General features: G+C 75.3%; 20 protein-coding genes. 8 read left to right on the forward strand and 12 right to left on the reverse strand.

All coding sequences use genetic code 11. From position 1 onward, the window contains the following. On the forward strand, nt 1-373 hold a 373-nt coding region (locus ACFQ80_RS20680), incomplete at its 5' end, for a cellulose binding domain-containing protein (RefSeq protein ID WP_430564974.1). Nucleotides 374-419: 46 nt separating this feature from the next. On the opposite strand, the gene ACFQ80_RS20685 is transcribed toward ACFQ80_RS20680, so the two are convergent. Genes ACFQ80_RS20685 through ACFQ80_RS20695 form a run of 3 tightly spaced genes read right to left on the reverse strand, consistent with a single transcriptional unit; the run spans nt 420 to nt 2,848 of the window. Then, on the reverse strand, nt 420-1,397 hold the full coding sequence (locus ACFQ80_RS20685; protein ID WP_430549801.1) for a DNA topoisomerase IB: 978 nt from the start codon (nt 1,395-1,397) through the stop codon (nt 420-422). A gap of 58 nt (nt 1,398-1,455) precedes the next feature. Then, nucleotides 1,456-2,379, reverse strand: coding sequence for an acyl-CoA thioesterase (locus ACFQ80_RS20690; protein ID WP_430549802.1), 924 nt, complete (start codon nt 2,377-2,379; stop codon nt 1,456-1,458). A 49-nt stretch (nt 2,380-2,428) separates the two neighbouring features. After that, nucleotides 2,429-2,848: a globin gene (locus ACFQ80_RS20695; RefSeq protein ID WP_430549803.1), complete on the reverse strand. Its 420-nt coding sequence runs from the start codon at nt 2,846-2,848 to the stop codon at nt 2,429-2,431. Nucleotides 2,849-2,952: 104 nt separating this feature from the next. Here ACFQ80_RS20695 and ACFQ80_RS20700 point away from each other — a divergent pair, with 104 nt between their 5' ends. Then, a complete protein-coding gene (locus tag ACFQ80_RS20700) occupies nt 2,953-3,201 on the forward strand; it encodes a glucose PTS transporter subunit EIIB (protein ID WP_429728304.1) in 249 nt (82 codons plus the stop codon). A gap of 28 nt (nt 3,202-3,229) precedes the next feature. Here the strand turns inward: ACFQ80_RS20700 and ACFQ80_RS20705 are convergent, their stop codons facing one another. Continuing rightward, nucleotides 3,230-4,297 carry a mechanosensitive ion channel family protein gene (locus tag ACFQ80_RS20705; protein ID WP_430564975.1) on the reverse strand — a complete coding sequence of 356 codons (1,068 nt, stop codon included), beginning with the start codon at nt 4,295-4,297 and terminating at the stop codon, nt 3,230-3,232. Between the two features lie 263 nt (nt 4,298-4,560). Between ACFQ80_RS20705 and malQ the strand changes: the two genes are divergently transcribed. After that, entirely contained in the window at nt 4,561-6,732 is a 2,172-nt protein-coding gene (gene malQ / locus ACFQ80_RS20710) for a 4-alpha-glucanotransferase (protein WP_430564987.1), read from the forward strand. 74 nt (nt 6,733-6,806) lie between these two features. Here malQ and pepN read toward each other — a convergent pair whose 3' ends face one another. After that, the gene (gene pepN, locus ACFQ80_RS20715) at nt 6,807-9,371 is read right to left on the reverse strand and encodes an aminopeptidase N (protein WP_430564976.1); all 2,565 of its coding nucleotides are present in this window, start codon (nt 9,369-9,371) and stop codon (nt 6,807-6,809) included. A gap of 234 nt (nt 9,372-9,605) precedes the next feature. Between pepN and ACFQ80_RS20720 the strand changes: the two genes are divergently transcribed. Next, on the forward strand, nt 9,606-10,727 hold the full coding sequence (locus tag ACFQ80_RS20720) for a hypothetical protein (protein WP_430564977.1): 1,122 nt from the start codon (nt 9,606-9,608) through the stop codon (nt 10,725-10,727). A gap of 78 nt (nt 10,728-10,805) precedes the next feature. Here the strand turns inward: ACFQ80_RS20720 and ACFQ80_RS20725 are convergent, their stop codons facing one another. Further along, on the reverse strand, nt 10,806-12,818 hold the full coding sequence (locus ACFQ80_RS20725; RefSeq protein ID WP_430564978.1) for a M13 family metallopeptidase: 2,013 nt from the start codon (nt 12,816-12,818) through the stop codon (nt 10,806-10,808). A gap of 75 nt (nt 12,819-12,893) precedes the next feature. Here ACFQ80_RS20725 and ACFQ80_RS20730 point away from each other — a divergent pair, with 75 nt between their 5' ends. Further along, nucleotides 12,894-13,361, forward strand: coding sequence for a ribose-5-phosphate isomerase (locus ACFQ80_RS20730; protein WP_430564979.1), 468 nt, complete (start codon nt 12,894-12,896; stop codon nt 13,359-13,361). 14 nt (nt 13,362-13,375) lie between these two features. After that, nucleotides 13,376-14,356 carry an Fpg/Nei family DNA glycosylase gene (locus ACFQ80_RS20735; protein ID WP_430564980.1) on the forward strand — a complete coding sequence of 327 codons (981 nt, stop codon included), beginning with the start codon at nt 13,376-13,378 and terminating at the stop codon, nt 14,354-14,356. Here the strand turns inward: ACFQ80_RS20735 and ACFQ80_RS20740 are convergent. Both ACFQ80_RS20740 and eis read right to left on the reverse strand, forming a co-directional pair. After that, nucleotides 14,347-15,363, reverse strand: coding sequence for a phosphotransferase (locus ACFQ80_RS20740; protein WP_430564981.1), 1,017 nt, complete (start codon nt 15,361-15,363; stop codon nt 14,347-14,349). The two genes, ACFQ80_RS20735 and ACFQ80_RS20740, sit on opposite strands and share 10 nt — an antisense overlap. 5 nt (nt 15,364-15,368) lie before the next feature. After that, nucleotides 15,369-16,673, reverse strand: coding sequence for an enhanced intracellular survival protein Eis (gene eis / locus ACFQ80_RS20745; RefSeq protein ID WP_430549811.1), 1,305 nt, complete (start codon nt 16,671-16,673; stop codon nt 15,369-15,371). A 122-nt stretch (nt 16,674-16,795) separates the two neighbouring features. Between eis and ACFQ80_RS20750 the strand changes: the two genes are divergently transcribed. Beyond that, nucleotides 16,796-17,209, forward strand: a complete 414-nt coding sequence (locus tag ACFQ80_RS20750; RefSeq protein ID WP_430564982.1) for an MGMT family protein — start codon at nt 16,796-16,798, stop codon at nt 17,207-17,209. A gap of 8 nt (nt 17,210-17,217) precedes the next feature. Here the strand turns inward: ACFQ80_RS20750 and ACFQ80_RS20755 are convergent, their stop codons facing one another. Continuing rightward, on the reverse strand, nt 17,218-17,655 hold the full coding sequence (locus tag ACFQ80_RS20755) for a DUF805 domain-containing protein (RefSeq protein ID WP_430564983.1): 438 nt from the start codon (nt 17,653-17,655) through the stop codon (nt 17,218-17,220). A 53-nt stretch (nt 17,656-17,708) separates the two neighbouring features. Next, on the reverse strand, nt 17,709-18,845 hold the full coding sequence (locus ACFQ80_RS20760; protein ID WP_430549943.1) for an LLM class F420-dependent oxidoreductase: 1,137 nt from the start codon (nt 18,843-18,845) through the stop codon (nt 17,709-17,711). 137 nt (nt 18,846-18,982) lie between these two features. Between ACFQ80_RS20760 and ACFQ80_RS20765 the strand changes: the two genes are divergently transcribed. Further along, on the forward strand, nt 18,983-19,372 hold the full coding sequence (locus ACFQ80_RS20765; RefSeq protein WP_430564984.1) for an MmcQ/YjbR family DNA-binding protein: 390 nt from the start codon (nt 18,983-18,985) through the stop codon (nt 19,370-19,372). 12 nt (nt 19,373-19,384) lie between these two features. On the opposite strand, the gene ACFQ80_RS20770 is transcribed toward ACFQ80_RS20765, so the two are convergent. Both ACFQ80_RS20770 and ACFQ80_RS20775 read right to left on the reverse strand, forming a co-directional pair. Then, nucleotides 19,385-20,404: a DUF1648 domain-containing protein gene (locus ACFQ80_RS20770; protein WP_430564985.1), complete on the reverse strand. Its 1,020-nt coding sequence runs from the start codon at nt 20,402-20,404 to the stop codon at nt 19,385-19,387. Beyond that, a partial coding sequence (locus ACFQ80_RS20775; RefSeq protein ID WP_430564986.1) for a GntR family transcriptional regulator occupies nt 20,401-20,826 on the reverse strand: 426 nt, incomplete at its 5' end. The genes ACFQ80_RS20775 and ACFQ80_RS20770, both read right to left, overlap by 4 nt.

Consider the following 20,826-nt stretch of genomic DNA (forward strand, 5'->3'; position numbering starts at 1 on the left):
CACGGTGACGGCGCGGGACGCGGCGGGGAACGTGTCGGCGGCGTCGGCGCCGGTGAGCGTGACGACGGGTCCGGACGACGGCGGCCCGGACCCGACGGACGGGGCGTGCACGGCGGTGTACTCGACGACGAACTCGTGGTCGGGCGGGTACCAGGGCCAGATCGTGGTCACCGCGGGTGACGACGGCGCGCCGGGGTGGGCGGTGACCGCTCCGGCGGGGCTGTCCACCACGAACCTGTGGGGCGGCGTGCTGTCCGGCGGGACGATCACGGGGGCGGCGTGGAACGCCGACCTCGCGGCCGGGGCGCAGGCCACGGTGGGCTTCGTCGCCAACGGCACCTCGCCGGCCGACGGCCCGCTGGCCTGCAGCTGACCCCGCCGAGGGAGTACCTCCTCGCCGAGGGGGTACTCCCTCGCGGTCAGCCCAGCAGGTCCAGCACCGCGCGCTCGGCGGCGGAGCGCGTCCGGGTGGGGCCGATCGTCTCGCCGTGCTCCCACAGGTCGACCAGCCGCGGGTCGACGTACGACGCGCGGGCGACGGCCGGCGTGTTGCCGAGCTCGTCGGCCACGTCACGGACGACCTGGGCGACCACCCGCCGTCGCGCCCGCTGCGAGCGCGGCGGCGCGCCGGCGTCGGCCAAGGCGCGCGCCGCGAGCACGGTGGCGTGCCAGGTGCGGAAGTCCTTCGGCGTCGCGTCCTCGCCGAGGCGCTCCTTGACGGCGGCCTGCACGTCCGCGCTGGTGACGTCGTGCCAGCCCGCCCCGTCGTCGTCCCGCCACGCGAGCAGGTCGACGCCGCCGCGCCGACGCTTGAGGGTCGTGACGAGCGAAGCCACCAGCGGGTCCTCGACGAGGACGTCGCGCAGCTGCCCGGACTTGGCGGGGTACCGGAAGTGCACGCTCCCGTCGCGCCGCACGGTGGCGTGCTCCTTGCGGATCGTCGCGAGGCCGTAGCTGCGGTGCTTCGCCGCATAGACCTCCCCGCCGGCGCGGAAGTACGCGTCGTCGAGCAGCCGGAACGCGAGGGCCAGCACCCGACGGCGCCCGACGCCGTCGCGGCCCAGGTCGCGCGTCACCCCGGCGCGGGCGGCGGGCAACCGCCGGCCGACGTCGAGCACGTGGTCGTGCTTGCGGCGCGAACGCCTCGCCTGCCACTGCTCGTGGTACAGGTACTGGCCGCGCCCGGCGTCGTCGCGGCCGAAGGCCTGGAGGTGACCGTCGGGGTACCGGCAGATCCACACGTCGGTCCAGGCCGGCGGGACCGCCAGCCGGGTGCACCGCGCCACCTCCGCCTCGTCGTCGAGCAGGGCCCCGTCGACGTCGAGGAACGCCCAGCCGTCGCCCTTCGCGCGGCGCGAGTAGCCGGGGGAGGAGGCGGAGACGCGGCGCAGTCGCACGCGCACAGTGTGCGGCGACGGCGCGCTCCCCGCAGCGCCGCGGGGAGGCGCGCGGACGTCAGCCGGGGAGCCGGATCATGCCCTCCTGCGCGATGCTCGCCACCAGCCGGCCCTCGCGGTCGTACACGCGGGCCAGGCCGAGGCCGCGCCCGCCCTGGGCGCCGGGCGACTCCTGGACGTACAGCAGCCAGTCGTCGGCGCGCGCGTCGCGGTGGAACCACATGGCGTGGTCGAGGCTCGCCATCGGCACGGCGCCGCCGACGTCGATCCACGAGCGCCCCGCCTGGCGCAGCACCGGCTCGAGCATCACCTGGTCGCACGCGAAGGCGAGCAGCGCGCGGTGCAGCAGCGGGTCGTCCGACGCGATCGCGTGCCGGGCCCGCACCCACACCTGCTGGGTGGGCTTCGGCTCCGGGTCGGGGCCCAGGTACAACGAGCCGCCCACGTGCCGCAGGTCGAACGCCGACTCGTGCGACCAGAACTTCGCGGCCGGGTGGTCGATGCCGTGGAGCACCTCGATCGCCGACGGGACGTCCTCCGGTGCCGGGACGCCGGCCGGCGCGGGCTCCGCGGCCTCGTACCCGGGCTGGTCGGTCTGGAACGACACCGTCAGCGACAGGATCGGCTTGCCGTGCTGGATGGCGTGCGTGCGCCGGGCGCTGAACGACCGCCCGTCGCGCAACCGCTCCACGGCGAAGTCGATCGGGGTGTCCAGCGCGCCCTCGCGCAGGAAGTAGGCGTGCAGCGAGTGGGGCAGGCGGTCGTCGTCCACCGTGCGGCCGCACGCGAGCAGGGCCTGGGCCAGCACCTGGCCGCCGTACACGCGGCGGCCGGGGCCGGGCACGCTGTCGCCGCGCCACAGGTCGTCCTCGCCGCGGGGGCCCCAGCCGTCGACCTCGCGCAGGTCGAGCGCCGACAGCAGGCGGTCCAGGGCGTCGGGGATGCCCGCGGGGGCGGGCGTGGTGGTGGACGTCTCGCTCACACGCACTCCAGGTCGAGTCGCAGGGTGGGTCACCGGACGGGTCGAGGTGTCACTCGTCGAAGGTGTTGATCATGCTGTACGCCGCGCGCTCCAGGTAGTCCCACAGCTGGGACTCGTGGATCGGCGCCAGGTCCAGCGCGTCGACGGCGACGCGCATGTGCGCCAGCCAGCGGTCGCGGGCGTCGGGGTTGACCTTGAAGGGCGCGTGCCGCATCCGCAGGCGCGGGTGGCCGCGCTGCTGGCTGTACGTCGTCGGGCCGCCCCAGTACTGCTCGAGGAAGAGCGTGAGCCGCACCTTCGCGGGCCCGAGGTCCTCCTCCGGGTACATGGGCCGCAGCACCTCGTCCGCGGCGACACCCTCGTAGAACACGTCGACGAGTCGCTCGAACGTGGCGTGCCCGCCGACGGCGTCGTAGAACGACTCGGGCGATGGCTCGAGAGGCGACGCGGGTGAAGTCTGGTCCGTCACCGGGCCATCCTCCCAGACACCCGCGGTGCTGCTCCTCCCGCTCGGGCCCCGGGAGCGTTAGGCTGGTTACGGACCTGCAACGACGCATTCCACGGGAGGCCCCCATGACCATCGCCCCGAACAAGGCTGACGACATCCTCGCGGCGCTCGGCGGCAGCCGGAACGTCGTCGAGCTCGAGCCCTGCATCACGCGGCTGCGGGTCGAGGTGAGCGACCCGGCCCTCGTGGACGACCAGGGGCTCAAGGCGTCGGGCGCGTTCGGCGTGGTGCGCTCCGGTCGCGTGGTGCAGGTCATCGTGGGCCCGGAGGCCGACGACCTGGCCGCTCAGATGGACCCCCTGCTCGTCTCCTGACCGTCCCGTCCCGCCCGCCCGCGCCTGGTCAGGCCTCGGTCTCCTGCTCGAGGACGGCCGGCTCGGCGTCGGCGGACGGCACGAGCACCCCCGCCGCGCGCAGCTCCTCCTGGGCGCGGCGGCGCAGCTCGCGCGAGACCTCCCACTGGTCGCCCGGCCGGGTCTGCGCGTGCAGCGTGAACGACATGGTGATGTCGTTGACGGCGTCCACGCCCCGCACCGAGGGCGCCTCGAGGAGCAGCGGCGACAGCTCGGGGTCGGCCTGCACGTCGTCGGCCGCGCGGCCGAGTGCCGCCCGCACCGTGTCGACGTCGGCCTCCAGCGGCACCCGCACCTCCGCGACGGCGCGCGACCACTGCTGCGTCATGTTGCCGGCGCGCAGGATCTCGCCGTTGCGCACGTACCAGAGCGTGCCGTCGAAGGCGCGTACCTGAGTCACGCGCAGCTGCACCTCCTCGACCGTGCCCGTCGCGCCGGAGCCGAGGTCGACGACGTCGCCGACGCCGAACTGGTCCTCCACCAGGAGGAAGATGCCGGAGATGAAGTCCTTCACGAGGGCCTGGGCACCGAAGCCCAGCGCGATGCCGACGACGCCGGCGGAGGCGACCAGCGGGCCCACGTTGACCTGGAGCTCCGCCAGGATCATCAGCGCGATGATCGTGCCGACGACGATGTTGGCCGTGGAGCGCAGCACCGACCCGACCGTGCGGGCCCGCTGCGCGCGCCGCTGGCTGGCCAGCGGGTTCGCCATCGCGATCGCGTCCTCGACGAACGGTGTGCGCTGCAGGTAGCGGCGCCAGGCGGGGCCGCCCTCGGTGGTGGTCGTGCCCGATCCGGTGGCGATGCGCTCCGTGACGTGACCGATCACGCGGCGCAGCAGCGCGAGGACGAGCAGCCCCACCACCAGGATGATGAGGATGTGCAGGGGCCAGCCGGTGAACCACTCCCAGAACGACGAGCCGGCGTCCGCGGCGGCCTTGATGGTGTCCTCGACGGCGGACTCGGTGTTCGTCGCGCTCGGGCTGGGCGTGGGCGCAGGCGTGGGCGTCACCGCCGTCGGGGCAGCGGTCCGGAGCGTGGAGATCACGGGGGTCACCCGCCCACGGTAGCGAGCGGGCGGGCCTCGACGAAACGTCCGCGGGCGTGAGGTCGTGCCGCGTGGGCGGACGGCCTGGTGGGACGGGGGATGGCAGGATCGTCTCCGTGAGCAAGGACCAGCCGACCACCTCGGACGACGCCCGCGACGACATCCCGGACGACTCCCGGGACGATACGGGCGGCACGGTCGACGACGCGCGTGCCGACGAGCCCGGGTCGGTGGCTGACGCTCCGGCGACGACGACGGACGACGGAGCCGCCCTGGAGGGCGGCGACACCGACGAGCCGAGCACCGACGAGCCGAGCGCGGAGCTGCGCGAGCTCGCCGAGGCGTACGGCGTGCTCGTCGAGCACCACGGCTTCGGCGGCGAGGTGGTGGTCGCGCCGGCGTCGGCCCTCGTCGCGGTGCTGGGCGCGCTGGGCGTGCCGGCGGGGACGCCGCAGCAGGTGACGCACAGCCTGCAGCGCGCCCGCGACGACGAGTGGCGTGCCGTCCTGCCGCCCACGGTCGTGGTGCGCGAGGGCGCCGGCACGCAGGTCCCGGTGCACGTCACGGACGGCGCGGCGGTGCACGTGTGGTTGGAGCTGGACGGCGCGGAGCCCGCGGCGCGCGAGCACGCGGTGCGCCGTCGTCGCGACCTGGACCAGCTCGACGTCCTGGTCGAGCCGCGCGCGGTGGACGGACGTCGGGTGGGGCGGGCGACGTTCGCCCTGCCGCAGGACCTGCCGCTCGGCTGGCACTCGCTGCATGCGCTCACCGAGGGGCACGAGACGCGCGCCACCGTCGTCGTCACGCCCCGCCGGCTGGAGCTGCCCGCGGGCCTGGAGGACGACCAGTGGTGGGGCTTCCTCGTCCAGCTCTACTCGGTGCGCTCGCGCACGTCGTGGGGCGTGGGCGACCTGGCGGACCTCGCCGACCTGGCCTGGCTCACGGCGCACCGCGCCGGCGCGGACTTCGTCGGGGTCAACCCGCTGTCCGCGACGGAGCCCGTCACGCCGCTGACCCCGTCGCCGTACCTGCCGACCAGCCGGCGCTTCCTCAGCCCGCTGTACGTGCGGGTGGAGGACATCCCGGAGACGGCGTACCTGTCGGCGGCGGACCGCTCCCTGGTGGAGTGGGCGGCCGACCCGGTGCGCGACCTGGTGGCCGACCCCGGCGCGCTCGACCGCGACGCCGTGTGGGAGGCGAAGAAGGCGGCCCTCGAGGTGGTGTTCACCGCGCCCCGCCGCGCCGCGCGGGAGGCCGCCTACCAGGAGTTCGTCGCCGAGGAGGGCGTCGGGCTGCGCGACTTCGCGACCTGGTGCGCGATCGTCGAGCACCTCGGCTCCCGCCCGCGGCCGGACGAGCTCGGTGACCCGGCGTCCCCCGCCGTCGCCGCGCTGCGCGAGCAGCTCGCCGAGCGCGTGGAGTTCTACGTGTGGCTGCAGTGGGTGGCCGACGAGCAGAAGCAGACCGCGCAGCGCGTGGCGCGCGAGGCCGGGATGCGGATCGGCATCATGCACGACCTGGCGGTCGGCGCGCACCCCGAGGGCGCGGACGCCTGGGCGCACCGCGACGTCCTCGCCCGCGACGTCTCCATCGGGGCGCCGCCGGACATGTACAACCAGCAGGGCCAGGCCTGGTCGCAGCCGCCGTGGAACCCGCGCGCGCTGGCGCGTGCCGGCTACGCGCCGTACCGCGACATGCTGCGCACCGCGCTGCGGCACGCGGGCGCGCTGCGGGTCGACCACGTGCTCGGGCTCTTCCGCCAGTGGTGGGTGCCCGAGGGGGCCTCGCCGGCCGTCGGCGCCTACGTGCGGTACGACCACGAGGCGCTGCTCGGCATCCTGTGCCTGGAGGCGCACCGCGCGGGGGCCGTCGTCGTGGGGGAGGACCTCGGCGTCTTCGAGCCGTGGGTGCGCGACGAGCTCGCCGACCGCGGCGTGCTCGGCACCTCCGTGCTCTGGTTCGAGAAGGAGGACGGCCGCCCCCTGGAGCCGGAGAAGTACCGCCGGGCGTCACTCGCGACGGTCGGCACCCACGACATGCCGCCGGCCGCCGGCTACCTCGCCGGGGAGCACGTGGACCTGCGCGAGCGCCTCGGGCTGCTCGCCGGCGACGCGCAGGAGCTGCGCGCCGCCGCCCGCACCGAGCGGGACCAGACGGTGCTGGCCCTCGCCATGCGCGGGCTGGTCTCCGACCACCCGTCCGAGCGCGAGATCGTCGAGGGGCTGCACCGGTACCTACGCAGGACGCCGGCCGCCCTCGTGGGCGTGCAGCTCACGGACGCCGTCGGCGAGCGGCGCACGCAGAACCAGCCCGGCACGGACCAGGAGTACCCGAACTGGAAGGTGCCGCTGGCCGACGGGTCGGGCAACGTCGTCCTGGTCGACGACCTCTTCGACAACGCGCGCCTGCGCTCCCTCGTCCAGGCGGTGCGCACGGCGCGCTGACCCGCCGTCCCGAAGACGACGGAACCCCGCCCGGTCGACGTGACCGGGCGGGGTTCCGCGTTCCGTGCCGGGACTCAGGCGTCGACGGCCTGCGCGGCGAGCGCGCGCTCGGTGCCGGCGAGTTGCTCGACGACCATGCGGCGGAGGGCCGCGGGGGCGTCCGCGTGCGCGTCCAGCCAGCCGCGGACGGCGTCGCGCAGCGCTGCCGAGGCGAGGGGTGCCGGGTAGAGCCCCTCGATGAGCTCCTCCGCGATGTGGTAGCTGCGCGTGGTCCAGATCGGCAGCAGCGCGTCGACGTAGCGGGCGGCGAACGGCTCCAGCACGGCCGGGTCGGTCACGTGCACGAAGCCGGCGGCGGTGGAGCGGATGATCGCGTTCGGGACGTCCGTCCGGTCGACGACGGAGGCGAACGCGGCCTCCTTGCCCGCGACGGTCGGCGTCGCCGCGCGGGCGCGGGCGGCCGCCTGCCGGCCGGTGGCCGTGTCGTCCTGCGCGAGCGCCGCGTCGATCTCGGCGCCGTCGGCCGCGCCGAGCAGCACGAGGCTCTCCAGCAGCTCCCACCGCAGGTCGGTGTCCACGGTGAGGCCGTCGAGCGCGACCGAGCCGTCGAGCAGGCCGCGCAGCGGGGCGACGTGGTCGGGCGTCGACGCGAGCTGCGCGACGAACTTCACGAGCTGCAGCTGCAGGTCGGAGCCCGCGTCCGCCTCCTGCGCGAGGTCCCACAGCCGGTCGCCGATGCGCGCCAGGGTGGCGGCGCGACGCTCGGGCGCCACGTACGACCGGGCGGCCAGGCCGAGCTGGTTCAGCGTGGTGCGCACGGTCGTCGACTCCGTCTCGGCGGCGATGTTGCCGAGCACGAGGTCCACGTACGCCGACGCCGGCGTCTCGCCGTCGCGCACCGCGTCCCACACGGAGCCCCACACGAGGGAGCGGGCCAGCGGGTCGGCGATGCGCGACAGGTGCTCGACGGCCGCGGCGAGCGACTCCTCGTCGAGGCGGATCTTCGCGTACGCCAGGTCCTCGTCGTTGAGCAGCACGAGCGCCGGGCGCTCGCGGCCCACGAGGTCCACGACCTCGGTGCGCTCCCCGTCGACGTCGATGACGACCTGGTGCGTGCGCGTCAGCGCCCCGTCGACGAGGTCGTAGAAGCCGATGCCGAGGCGGTGCGGGCGGATCGTCGGGTAGTCGGCGGGGGCCGACTGCAGCACGGCGAACCCGGTGATGCGGCCCTCGGTGTCGACGGCGATCTCGGGGCGCAGCGTGTTCACGCCGGCCGTCTCCAGCCACGCCTTCGACCAGGCGGTGAGGTCGCGGCCGCTGGTCGCCTCGAGCTCGACGAGCAGGTCGCGCAGCTCGGTGTTGGACCAGGCGTGCTTGCGGAAGTACGCGGAGACGCCGGAGAGGAACTCGTCCCGGCCGACCCACGCCGCGAGCTGCTTGAGCACGGACGCGCCCTTGGCGTAGGTGATGCCGTCGAAGTTGACCTGCACGTCCTCGAGGTCGCGGATCTCGGCGACGATCGGGTGCGTGGAGGGCAGCTGGTCCTGGCGGTACGCCCACGTCTTCTCCATCGCGGAGAACGTGGTCCAGGCCGCCTCCCACTCGGTGGCCTCGGCGGTGGCGAGCGTGGACGCGTACTCCGCGAACGACTCGTTCAGCCAGAGGTCGTTCCACCACTTCATGGTCACGAGGTCGCCGAACCACATGTGGGCCAGCTCGTGCAGGATCGTCACGACGCGGCGCTCGCGGACGGCGTCGGTCACCTGGGAGCGGAAGACGTACGACTCGGTGAACGTGACGCAGCCCGGGTTCTCCATCGCCCCCATGTTGTACTCGGGCACGAAAAGCTGGTCGTACTTGTCGAACGGGTACGGCACGCCGAACGTCGACTCGTAGAACGCGAAGCCCTTGCGGGTGGTCTCCATGATGTAGTCCGCGTCCAGGTGCTCGGCGAGCGAGGAGCGGCAGAAGACGCCGAGGGGGATGGTGCGGCCGTCGGACGACGTGAGCTCGCCGCGCTGCACGGCGTACGGGCCGGCGACGAGGGCCACGAGGTAGGACGAGATGCGCGGCGTCGGCTCGAACGCCCACGTCGCGGTCGGGACGTCGGCGTCCGTCGCGTGCGCGGCCGGGGTCGGCTCCGGGGTGGGCTGGTTCGACACGACCTGCCACGCGGCCGGTGCGGTCACGGTCACCTGGTAGGGGGCCTTGAGGTCGGGCTGCTCGAACGTCGCGAAGACGCGGCGCGCGTCGGGCACCTCGAACTGCGTGTAGAGGTAGACCTCGCCGTCGACCGGGTCGACGAAGCGGTGCAGGCCCTCGCCGGTGTTCATGTAGGCGCAGTCGGCGACGACGCGCAGCTCGTTGGTGGCGGCCAGGCCGGTCAGCGCGATGCGCGAGTCGGCGAACACCTCGGCCGGGTCCAGGGCGACGCCGTTGAGCACCACCTCGCGCACGGACGGCGCGACCAGGTCGACGAACGTGCTCGCGCCGGGGGTGGCGGAGAACCGGATGACGGTCGTGGACGCGAACGTCGTCGGTCCGGTGGTCAGGTCGAGGTCGACGGCGTACGACTCGACGTCGGTGACGACGTCGGCGCGCTCGATCGCCTCGGCGCGGGTCAGGTTCTCTCCGGGCACGGGTTCTCCCTCGTCTCAAGATGGTGCGGCGCGTGATGGGCGCGCAGGCTCGCGCACGATGATGCCACCTCGGGCCTGCTGTGACGCACGGGATTCCCGGCCTCCCGCTGGGGACGCACGGGGGCGGGTTCGACCGTCGAGACCCGATCGTGACATCCTGCCCGGTGCGTCGCCGCCGTGCGGGTGCCGGTCACCCGCCGCGCGACGCCCGAGGAGTGACTGGAGGGAGTCCAGATGTCCGGCACCGTTCCGCCGCCCCCACCGGGGTCCGACGGCAGGCCGTCGACCGTGCCGCCGGGAGTGCCGCCGACCGTGTCGCCGTCGTCGCCGGCCGCCGGCGTGCGCCGCGTCGCGTCCGCGTACCAGCGCCCCGCCGCCGACCCGATGGCCGAGGTGCCGCTGCAGCAGGTCACGGCGCCGGCGCCCGTCACGCCCCCCGCGGGGGCGGCGACGGTGCACGCCCCCGTGCCCCCGCCACCGGACGCCGGGGCCACGGCGCCGCAGGTGTCGCCGCCGCAGCCCGCGTACCAGCCGGCCGCCCAGCACACCCAGCAGCTGCCGCCGGCCGTGCCGTCCGGGCAGCAGCCCGCGCCCTACCCGCCCGCGTACGCGGCCCAGCCGGCGTACCAGCCCCAGCCCGCGTACGCGCCCCAGCCCGCGTACGCGCCCCAGCCCGCGTACGCGCCGGCCCCGGCCGCTGCGGCGACCCAGGTGCACCAGCCGGTCTACGCGCAGCCGGCGCCGCAGGCTCCGCCCGGGTACGCCGCGCCGGCGCCGGTCGGCGCGCCGCCGCCCCCGCCCGCCCCGCCGCGTCGGCGCCGCCGGCTCTCGGCCGGGTGGATCGCGTTCATCGCGGTCGACGTGGTGCTCATCGTGACGATGGTGGTGCTCGCCGTGCAGATGTTCGGCGCGCCGTCGCCCACGGTCCCGGAGGCGGGCGGCGCCCCCGCGGCCTCGCAGGAGCCGTCGGCGTCCGCGTCCGAGGAGGCGCCGATGCAGGGCGAGGTGCTGGCGCGGTTCGCGGCGCCGTCGAAGAACATCACGTGCTCGATCTACGCCGACGGCGTGTCCTGCGGGATCGCCCAGCTCAACCAGCAGCCCGCCCCGACGGAGGGCTGCGACGGCACGACGGGGTACGTGGTGACCATCGACGGCGAGGGCACGGTCGCCCAGCCGTGCGTCCCCCAGGACCAGCAGCCGAAGAAGGCGGGTGACGACCTCGACGACCTGGACTACGGCGACTCGATCACCGAGGGCGACTTCACGTGCCGCAGCGAGGACACCGGCATGTCGTGCACGCACGACCCCTCGGGCAAGGGCTTCTCCCTCGCCCGGGCGGGCATCGGCACGAGCTGAGGCGTCCCGCCCCGACGCGACGAAGCCGCCGACCGTGACCACGGCCGGCGGCTTCGTCGCGTCAGGTCCCCGGACGGGTCACCAGATGCGCACGCGCTCGTCGGGGGCGAGCCACAGCGCGTCGTCGGGGCCCACGCCGTAGGTGGCGTGGAACTCGTCGATGTTGCGGATCACGCCGTTGCAGCGGAACTCGTTGGGGGAGTGCGGGTCGGTGGCGATGCGCCGCACCACCTCCTCGTCGCGGCCCTTGGACTGCCACACCTGCGCCCATCCGAGGAAGACGCGCTCCAGCCCGGTGAGGCCGTCGACGACGGGCGCGTCGTCCAGCGTCGTGCCGAGCGCGATGCGGTACGCCTTGATCGCGATGGACAGCCCGCCGAGGTCGCCGATGTTCTCGCCGATGGTCAGCGCGCCGTTGACGTGCGGGCCGTCGGTGGGCAGCTGTGCCGGGCGGAAGGCGTCGTACTGCGCGATGAGGGCCTGGGTGCGCTTCTCGAACTCGGTGCGGTCCGACTCGGTCCACCAGTCCTCGAGGCGGCCGTCGCCGTCGTACTTGGAGCCCTGGTCGTCGAAGCCGTGGCCGATCTCGTGCCCGATGACGCCGCCGATGCCGCCGTAGTTCACGGCGTCGTCGGCGTCGGGGTCGAAGAACGGTGGCTGCAGGATCGCGGCCGGGAAGACGATCTCGTTCATGCCCGGGTTGTAGTAGGCGTTGACGGTCTGCGGCGTCATGAACCACTCGTCGCGGTCGATCGGACGCCCGATCTTGCCGAGCTCGTGGTCCTGCTCGAACCCGTGCGCGCGGCGCACGTTCCCGACCAGGTCGGCGGCGTCGACCTCGAGGGCGGAGTAGTCGCGCCACTTCACCGGGTAGCCCACCTTGGGCGTGAACCTCTCCAGCTTGGCGAGCGCCTTCACCTTCGTCTCGGGCGTCATCCAGTCGAGCGCCTCGATGGACTCGCGGTAGGCGGCCACGAGGTTCGCCACCAGCGTGTCCATCCGCTCCTTGTGCTCCGGCGGGAAGTGGCGGGCCACGTACTGCTCGCCGACGGCCTCGCCCAGCGCCCGCTCGACGAGCGCGACGCCGCGCTTCCACCGGTCGCGCACCTCCTGCGCGCCCGACAGCGTGCGGCCGTAGAAGTCGAAGTTGGCCTCGACGGTGGCGTCGTCGAGGTAGGCCGCGCGGGCGGTGACGAGGTGGTAGGCGGCCCAGAGCTTCCAGTCGGCGAGCGGCTCCGTCCGCCAGAGCTCGGCGAACCCGGTCGCGAACGACGGCTCCCGCACGACCAAGGCGTCCAGCGACCCGGCGGGCGCGCCGAGCGCCGCGGCCCACGCGCGCCAGTCGAAGCCGGGCGCCCGCTCGACGAGTTCGGCGAGCGTCATCGGGTTGTAGGTGAGGTCGGCGTCGCGGTCGCGCACCACGTCCCAGTGGTGGGTGGCGAGCTTCGTCTCGAGGGCGAGCACGCGCTGCGCGGCGTCCTCGGGGTCGGCGCCCCACCCGGACGTGGCGGTGACGCCGGCGAGGCGCAGCATGCGCGCCAGGTGCGGCGCGTACTTGTCGCGGACAGCCGCGTACTGGTCCTCGCGGTAGTACGCCTCGTCGGGCAGGCCCAGGCCGCCCTGCACGAGGTAGGTCACGTAGGTCTCGGGGTCCTTGGCGTCGTTGTCGACGTAGAACGCGACGGCGCCGCCCCCGCCGGTGCGCTGCAGGGCGCCGAGCACGTCGACGAGCTCGGCGGGCGACGTCGCCCCGGCGATCTGCCCCAGCTCGGCGGCGATCGGCTCCGTGCCGAGCTGCTGGACGCGGTCGGCGTCGAGGAAGCTCGCGTACAGCGCGCCGATCTTCGCGGGGGTGGACGCGGGGTCGAGGTCGTCCGTGGCGGCGAGGTCGGTGATGATCTCGCGGACGCGCTCCTCGGACAGGTCGTGCAGCGCGCGGAACGCGCCGTCCATGGCGCGGTCGGCGGGGATCTCGTGCTGGGCGATCCAGCGCCCGTTGACGTGGCGGTACAGGTCGTCCTGCGGGCGGACGGCCTGGTCGAGGGCGCTGAGGTCGATGCCGGACCGCAGCCCGGTGGCGTCGGCAGTCATGGCGTCACCCTACGGCGCGCCGCCCACGTGCGGTGCGGGTCGAACCCTGCGGACGACCTGAGGGAGAATGTGGGCATGCGTCTGCACATCGCCGCCGATCACGCCGGATACGAGCTCAAGACCCACCTCGTGGACCACCTGCGCGCCGCGGGCCACGACGTCGTCGACCACGGCGCCCACGAGTACGACCCTCAGGACGACTACCCCGCCTTCTGCATCGCCGCGGGCGAGGCCGTGGTCGCGGAGCCGGGTTCGCTGGGCGTCGTCATCGGGGGCTCGGGCAACGGCGAGCAGATCGCGGCGAACAAGGTCGTCGGGGTGCGCGCCGTGCTGGCCTGGTCGCTGGAGACGGCGACGCTCGGCCGTCAGCACAACGACGCCAACGTCATCGCCGTGGGCGGGCGGATGCACACGCTCGAGGAGGCGACGTCGTTCGTCGAGGCGTTCGTCGCGGAGCCGTTCAGCGGCGACGCCCGCCACCAGCGCCGCATCGACAAGCTGGCCGCGTACGAGGCGTCCCACGACGTCTCCGCCATCGCCTGACGCGATCGCCTGACGTGCCCGAGGGTCACACCGTCCACCGCCTCGCGCGTGCCCTGGACGGGCTGTTCGGCGGCGAGGCGCTCGCCGTGTCCAGCCCGCAGGGCCGGTTCGCGGGCGGTGCCGCGCTGCTCGACGGCCGCCGGATGGCGTCCGCCGAGGCGTGGGGCAAGCAGCTCTTCTGCGCCTTCGCGCCCGCCGACGACGACGGGACGCCCGACGACGGGCGCTGGCTGCGGGTGCACCTCGGCCTGTACGGGGCGTGGTCGTTCGCCGGCGACGGCAGCGCCGACGTGGTGCACGCCATCGGCGCGCCGCGCCGTCGCATCGGGGAGCGCGAGTCGACGCCGGACGACGGAGGCGACCCCGACGTCGACGCCGCGGGGGAGTGGGTCGCGCCCGCCCCGCGCGGCGCCGTCCGGCTGCGGCTGCTCGGCGCGCACGCCGTCGCCGACCTCACCGGGCCGACGGCGTGCGAGGTGCTCACCGGCGCGGAGAAGGCCGCCGTCGAGTCGAGGCTCGGGCCGGATCCCATCCGCGACGGGGGTGACGCGGCCCGCACGGCGTTCGTCGAGCGCGTGCGGCGCTCGCGCGTGACGGTCGGCCAGCAGCTCATGGACCAGGCGGTGATCGCCGGCGTCGGCAACATCTACCGGGCCGAGGCCCTGTTCCGGGCCGGCGTGGACCCGTTGCGCCCGGGCCGCGACGTGCCGGCGGCGGTGCTCGCCCAGGTCTGGGACGACCTGGTCGTGCTCATGCGCGACGGCGCCGACCGCGGGGCGATCGTCACCACCCGGCCCGAGCACCGGGTGGCGGACGGCGGCGGCGGCCGGGTCACGCGACAGAACACCGACGGCGACGCCGACGCGGTGCCCCGGGACGCGTCGTTCTACGTGTACCACCGCGACGGGCTGCCGTGCCGCGTCTGCGGCGCCCCGGTGCTCACCAAGGAGCTCGCGGGCCGCAACCTCTTCTGGTGCGGCGTCTGTCAGGTCTGAGGGCCCGGCACCAGGTCCAGCAGCGCCGCCAGGTGCCGGCCGGGCGCCTCGCCCCAGTCCGCCCACTCGGCCTCGGTGGCCTCGGCGAGCGCGCCGCACCACGTCCAGGCCCGGTTGACTGCGTGGGTGACGCCGGCCGCGCGCCGCAGGTCGTCCCACGTCGGCGCGTCGTCGGCCGCTCCCACCGGCGGGAGACCCTGGGCGGCGCACCAGCCGTCCCACGCGCGGCGGTACGCCCGCTCGACCGGCGCCCAGTCGGTGCCCGCGTCGCGGGCGACCGCGGACGACACCTCGAGCACCTCGAGCGGGTGCGCCCACTGGGCGTCGCCGAGGTCGAACACGCGCAGGGCGCCGTCGACCTCGAAGACGTTGCCCGGGTGCAGGTCCCCGTGCTGCAGGCTGCTCGGCAGCGGGCTCGCCGCCAGGGTGGCGGCCGCGGCCGCCACGGCGTCGCGGGCCTCGCGGAGGCGCGCGACCGTGCCGTCGTCCGGCCGGGCGGGATGGCCGGGCGGGAAGCCCTCCAGCAGGTCGAGCACGGCGTCGAGCCGCGCCGCCACCGTGCCGGGGGAGCAGTCGGGCAGCCCGGTGCCGCGCAGCGCGTCCCCGCGCCCGAGGAGGGTCTGCTGCAGGTGCGCGCACCGCGACAGCAGGGCGCCCCAGTCGGCCGCCGTGGGCTCCCGGCGTTCGCGCAGCGTGGCGCCCCGGTCGGCCGTGAGCATCCACCCGCGGTCGGCGTCGACCGCCGCCGGGGCGTCCGCCGCGTCGGGGGCGACCTCGGCGAGCAGCGCCTGCAGGGCGGGCTCGAAGGACGACGAGCGGCAGGTGGCCTTGAACCAGTAGCGGCCCGCGTCCGTGGCGACGACGAGCTGCGTGGACCACGGCCGCACCCGCGGCTGCTCGGGCGGGGCGACCACGCGCACGCCGTCCCGGGCGAGGGCGGCGGTGATCCAGGCGGTGGCCTCGGCGCGCCACGCCGCCGACGTGACGGTGTCCGAGAACGCCGCCACCACGGTCAGAACACCCAGCCGCAGGCGGGGGCGAGCGGCCAGCCGAACGCCGCGCTCGTGCGGCCGAGCGCGCCGGCCGACCGCTCGTCGACGAGCCCGGCGCCGGCGAGCGTCGCGAGGGACGTGCCGCCCAGGTAGACGGCGCCGAGCTCGCGCACGTCGAGCCGCAGGTCGGGTTCCGCGTCGGTGCGCTCGCACGTCGCCGCCCCGAACGCCGTCGCCCGCAGGCGCCACGACCCCGCGTTGTCGGGCAGCCGGGCGTCGTCGACCCCGAGCACGACGTCGACGTCGGCCTGGTAGCGACGGCCCGCGAGCGCGGCGGGCACGTCGACGACGCGCACCCACACGTTGTCGGCGACGCGGGCGCCCGCGGCCCGCGGGTCGACGAGCAGGCTCATGACCGCGTCGTCGACCGGCAGCAGGAACGGGTCCGTGCTGCTCATGAGGTCGAGGTCGAGCAGCACGCCCCACAGGGCGCGCGCCGCGGCGGCGTCGAGGGCCACGACGTCACCCAGGTGCACGGTGCCGCGCGGACCGGTGACCTGCCAGTCCAGGCTGCGGCGGAACGTCGCGTAGCCGCGCGCCTCGCCGTCGCGCTCCACGACGACGATGCGCAGCGACTCGCGCCCGCCCGCCCGGAACGACTTCGGGTCCGCCCAGTAGCTCTCCCACAGCGCGTCGGTCTCCCGCGTGGCCCAGCCGGGCCGGTTGATCCCCGCCGGGCCCGCGGGCAGGCCCGGAGCACGGTGCAGGCGGGCGACGAGGTCGCCGTGGCGTGCGCGGTCGGCGTGCTCCACGCGCACGGTGTGGTCCGCGGCGCCGGGGACGTCGCGCAGCGCCGCTCCCCGCGGGACGGCGATACGCAGGTCGTCGGCCGCCTTGCCGTACCCGAACCGTCCGTAGATGGCGGTCTCGGCGGCGAACAGCGCGGACAGCGGCTCGCCCCTCCGCCGGCACGCGTCGAGGTGGTCGTCGATCATGGCGGTGAGCAGCCCCCGGCGGCGGTGCTGCGGGTGCACGCCCACCCACGTCAGGCCGGCCGTGGGCAGCGTGGCGCCCGGCACGGGGAAGCGGGAGAACGGGTAGGACGCACGGATCGCGGCGAGCCCGTCGTCGGGCGCGCCCTCGACCTCGACGCCGACAGCCCGCTCCCACGTCAGCGGCAGCGGCAGGTCGTCGAACTCCGCCACCGAGTGCGGGTCGGGGAACGCCCAGGTGTCCAGGTCGAGCAGCGCGCCGCGGTCGTCGGCGGTGAGCGTGCGGCTGCGGTAGCCGGCGGGCAGGGCGGTGCGGGAGCGGTCGGAGGTCACCTGCCGATCGTGGCGCGGTCCGGGGCTCGGGGCCAGCGGATTTCCGGACCCGCCGGACGGTCCTCCGGCGACCCGCGGTTCGGTCCGCCGCCGGGGTCGGCGACGGGCCGTAGGGTCGCGGTGTGCCAGCCCGCGCCTCGACGTCCGACGAGCCCCTCGACGCCCCCGACGAGTACGCCGCGGAGGTGCTCGCCCTGGTGCGCCGCATCCCGTCCGGCCGCGCAATGACGTACGGGCTGATCGCCGAGATCGTCGGCGAGCGGCTGGGGCGGGGCGGGCCTCGACAGGTCGGGAACGTCATGGCCGGCTCCGGCGACCGCTACGCGCACCTCGTGCCGGACGGCGCCGCGGTGATCGGTCCCGTGCAGGACGACCACCTCGTGCCCTGGTGGCGCGTGGTGAACGCGTCGGGTGCCCCGCCGGCGCGGCACCTCACGGCGGCCCTCGACGCGCTGCGCGCCGAGGGCTGCCCGCTCTCGCGCGACGGCCGGCGCGTGGACCTGCGCCGCGCCGTCTGGTTCCCCGAGGACGGCTGAGTCGAACGTCAGAGGCTCGCCGGGACCGCGTGGCGTGCGGCGACGGCGCCCCCACGGTGCGCGCGGGGGTCCGGCCCGAACCTGTTGGGGCCACGGTCGCCGGGCAAGACGGTCATGAGGAACACGGCAAGAGCGCCCAGGCCCGGCACCAGCCAGAGCAGGAGCCACATCCCGGAGAGGCCGGTGTCGTGCAGGCGACGGGCCGTGACGGCGAGGTCGGGCAGCAGGCAGGCGAGGAGGATCACCAGGAGCACGGCCACGAGGACGTCGGTGCTCGGGCGCTCCGGCACCCCGGACGGTGACGTCCTCGCGTTGATCGCGACGCCGACGGCGACGATCACCACGGCGCGCAGCACGACGAACCACCAGTACTCGGCCCTGCGGGCACGCCCGGAAAAGACTGCGTAGCGGCGGAACACGGACGAGATCGCGGCGATCGGGCTCACGGACGGTGAGGGTAGCGGGGTCCGGCCCGGCTGGGCACCACTCGTCCGGGGGCTTACGCCTTCTTCGGCGCCACGCGGGCGGCGGCCGCACCGGCGGCGGCGCGCACGCGGGCCCCCAGGGGCGTGCCGCCGTCGGCGTCCTTGCGCGCAGCCTGCGCCGCGGCGAGCACGGTGAGCATCGACGACGGGTCGCCCTGCAGCAGCATCGTGGTCAGCGCCGTGCCGTCCCAGCGGGCCAGGTCGCGCGCGACCTTGTCCGCGGGGCCGACCAGCGCGACCTCCTCGACGAGCTCGGTCGGCACGGCGCGCGCGGCGTCCTCCCGGCGGCCCGCGAGGAACAGCGCCTGGACCTCGTCGAGCTCGGCCGCGTAGCCGAGGCGGTCCAGCGACGCCTTGTGGAAGTTGGCCTCCTTCGAGCCCATGCCGCCGGCGTACAGCGCGATGTGCGGGCGGATGACGTCCGCCGCGGCCTCGACGTCGTCGCGCACGACCACGGGCACCGTCGCGAGCACCTCGAAGTCGGACGACGGCCTGCGCGCGTCGGAGCGCTGCGCGAACCCGGACGCGAGCAGCTCGCGGTGCTCGGCGTCGGCCCGCGGCGCGTAGAAGCCCGCCATCCAGCCGTCGGCGATCTCGGCGGCGAGCGTCACGTTCTTCGGCCCCTGGGCCGCCAGCACGATCGGGATGTCGGCGCGGCGGGGGTGCACGGTCGGCTTGAGGGCCTTGCCGAGGCCGGTGGCGCCGGGGGCGTCCGCGGGCAGCGGGAGGCGGAAGAACTCGCCGTCCGCGGTGACGGGGCGCTCGCGGGCGAAGACCTGTCGCACGACGTCGACGTACTCGCGGGTGCGCGCCAACGGCCGACGGTAGGGCTGGCCGTACCAGCCCTCGACGACCTGCGGGCCGGACGCCCCCAGCCCCAGCACGAAGCGCCCGCCCGAGAGGTGGTCGAGGGTGATGGCCTGCATGGCGGTGGCGGTCGGGGTGCGGGCCGCCATCTGCGCGATGCCGGTGCCGAGCCGCAGGCGGCGGGTGCGGGAGCCCCACCAGGCGAGGGGGGTGAACGCGTCGGAGCCGTACGCCTCCGCCGTCCAGACCGAGTCGAGGCCCAGCGCCTCGGCCGCGACGAGCGCGGGCACGATGCCCTTCGGGGGCTTGCGGGACCAGTAGCCGGTCTGGATGCCGATGCGCAGGGTGCTCATGGGGCGGGGTGCTCCTCGTCGAGATGATGCGGTCGTGCCGATGTGTCCGGTACCGGGAGTACGGGGTAATGCCCGTCACACCCTAGCCGACGCCGTGCGTGCGGCGGGACCGCCGCTAGGTTCGGGGGATGGCGACGATCGACGACGCGGCCCGCACCGCTGCGGGGCTGCCCGAGGTCACCGAGACGACGACGTTCCGGAACCGGGCGTGGGCGGTGTCAGGCCGCGTGTTCTCCTGGCTGCGGCCGTTCAGCAAGGCCGACGTGCGGCGGTTCGGGGACGAGCCGGTGCCGACCGGGCCGATCCTCGCCGTGGTCGTGGACGACCTGGGGGAGAAGGAGGCCGTGCTCGCCGCCCGCCCGGAGACGCTGACGATCCCGCACCTCGACGGCGTGCCCGTCGTCCTCGTCCGGCTCGAGGCGGTCGACGGCGACGCGCTCCGCGAGCTTCTCGTGGACGCCTGGCTCGCCAAGGCGCCGCGCCGCGTGGCGGCCGCGCACCCGGAGCTGCTCGCCTGAGGCCGCGGGCGGTCAGCGGCTCCGGGCGCGGTCGGCCATCGTGTTCAGCAGCGCGGCGGCCTCGGCGGCGTCGTCGACCGTGACGGCGAACGACCGCCCCCCGGTGCGCTCCACCAGCAGCGCCTCGCCCGAGCGCAGGACCACGCCCACGCGCCCGTCGCGGGCGGTGCGCCAGCCCCAGCCGCCGTAGTCGCGCAGCGGGCGCACCTGGGTCACCGACGCCCGAACCACCTCGCCCGCCGGGACGTGGGTGCCCGGCCAGCGGGCGGCGGAACGCACCGTGAGGCCGGCGGGGTCCACCCGGACGGTGAAGGCGAACATCGTGACGAACAGCGCGGCGAGGACCACGGGGACGACCAGCATCGACCACTCGGCGGTCAGCGCCGCGGCGAGCGTCGTCAGGGCGACGGCGACGGCCCCGACGGCGAGGCCCGGCCCGCCCGTCGCGCGACGCAGCCAGACCGCGCGCTCGCCGTCGCGGAGCGTGACCCGGGGCGCGTCCTCGGGGACGGCCTCGACGGCGGGCATCGCGGGGTCGCCCGGGACGAGCGCGGCCGCGATCCCCGCCGGGACGAGCGGCAGGAGGAAGGCCGTCAGCAGCGCGGTGCCGGACAGCTCGACCTGGGACGGGTCGGTGAGGCCGCGCTGGGGCGCGAGCGTGCCGACGACGATCGCGGCCAGGAACGCGCCCGACCACACGCAGCCCGCGGCGGTGATCCGCCGGGTCGAGGCGGCGGCGCCCTGCGTCAGCCCGATCGCCGCGAAGAGACCGCAGAGCGCGACGGTGGTCACGACCCCGACGAGCGCCAGGGCCGTCGGCGACATGAAGCCGTCGGGCGCCCCGCTCCGGCTCCAGTGCGTCGCGACCTGCGCGGGCAGCTCGTCCCGCCATGCCCAGACCACCGCGGCCGTGCCGAGCGCGAGCACGACGCCCACGAGTGACGACCAGGCCATCGCGCGGCGCGCGAGAGGGCGCCACACCTCCGTGCCGGAGCGTGCTCGGGGGCTGCCGGGCGGGGGAGCGGTGGTCATCGGTGCATCGCCTCCGTGACGAGGGTGGTGGTGGTCTGGACGGACAGCCCGGCACGACGGGCCGCGGCGGCCAGGTCGGCCACCGCCCGCTCGACGTCGGCCAGGTCGGGTGTGGTGGACGCGACGACGGCGCCGCGCCCGCGCCGCAGCTCGAGCGTGCCGTCGTCGCGCAGCACCTGGTAGGCCCGCAGCACGGTGTGCATGTTGAGGTCGAGGGAGGCCGCGAGCTCCCGGGCCGAGGGAAGCCGTTCGCCCGGGCGGAGCGTGCCGTGCGCGACGCCGAGGCGCACCTGGGCGACCAGCTGCGCGTACAGCGGCTCGTCGCTCGTCGGATCGATGCGCCACATCACGGGCGTCAGACTACTTGTTCTACGACTACTAGAACAAACACATCCGCGACGGGACGACGACGGCCCGTGCGC

The sequence above is a fragment of the Isoptericola sp. NPDC056578 genome (assembly GCF_042793275.1).
Taxonomy (GTDB): Bacteria; Actinomycetota; Actinomycetes; order Actinomycetales; family Cellulomonadaceae; genus Isoptericola.

Coding starts and splice junctions, on each gene's coding strand:
- ACFQ80_RS20700 (WP_429728304.1), top strand. CDS start 2,953: ATGACCATCGCCCCGAACAAGGCTGACGACATCCTCGCGGCGCTCGGC.
- ACFQ80_RS20725 (WP_430564978.1), bottom strand. CDS start 12,818: ATGACTGCCGACGCCACCGGGCTGCGGTCCGGCATCGACCTCAGCGCC.
- ACFQ80_RS20720 (WP_430564977.1), top strand. CDS start 9,606: ATGTCCGGCACCGTTCCGCCGCCCCCACCGGGGTCCGACGGCAGGCCG.
- ACFQ80_RS20730 (WP_430564979.1), top strand. CDS start 12,894: ATGCGTCTGCACATCGCCGCCGATCACGCCGGATACGAGCTCAAGACC.
- ACFQ80_RS20770 (WP_430564985.1), bottom strand. CDS start 20,404: ATGACCACCGCTCCCCCGCCCGGCAGCCCCCGAGCACGCTCCGGCACG.
- ACFQ80_RS20765 (WP_430564984.1), top strand. CDS start 18,983: ATGGCGACGATCGACGACGCGGCCCGCACCGCTGCGGGGCTGCCCGAG.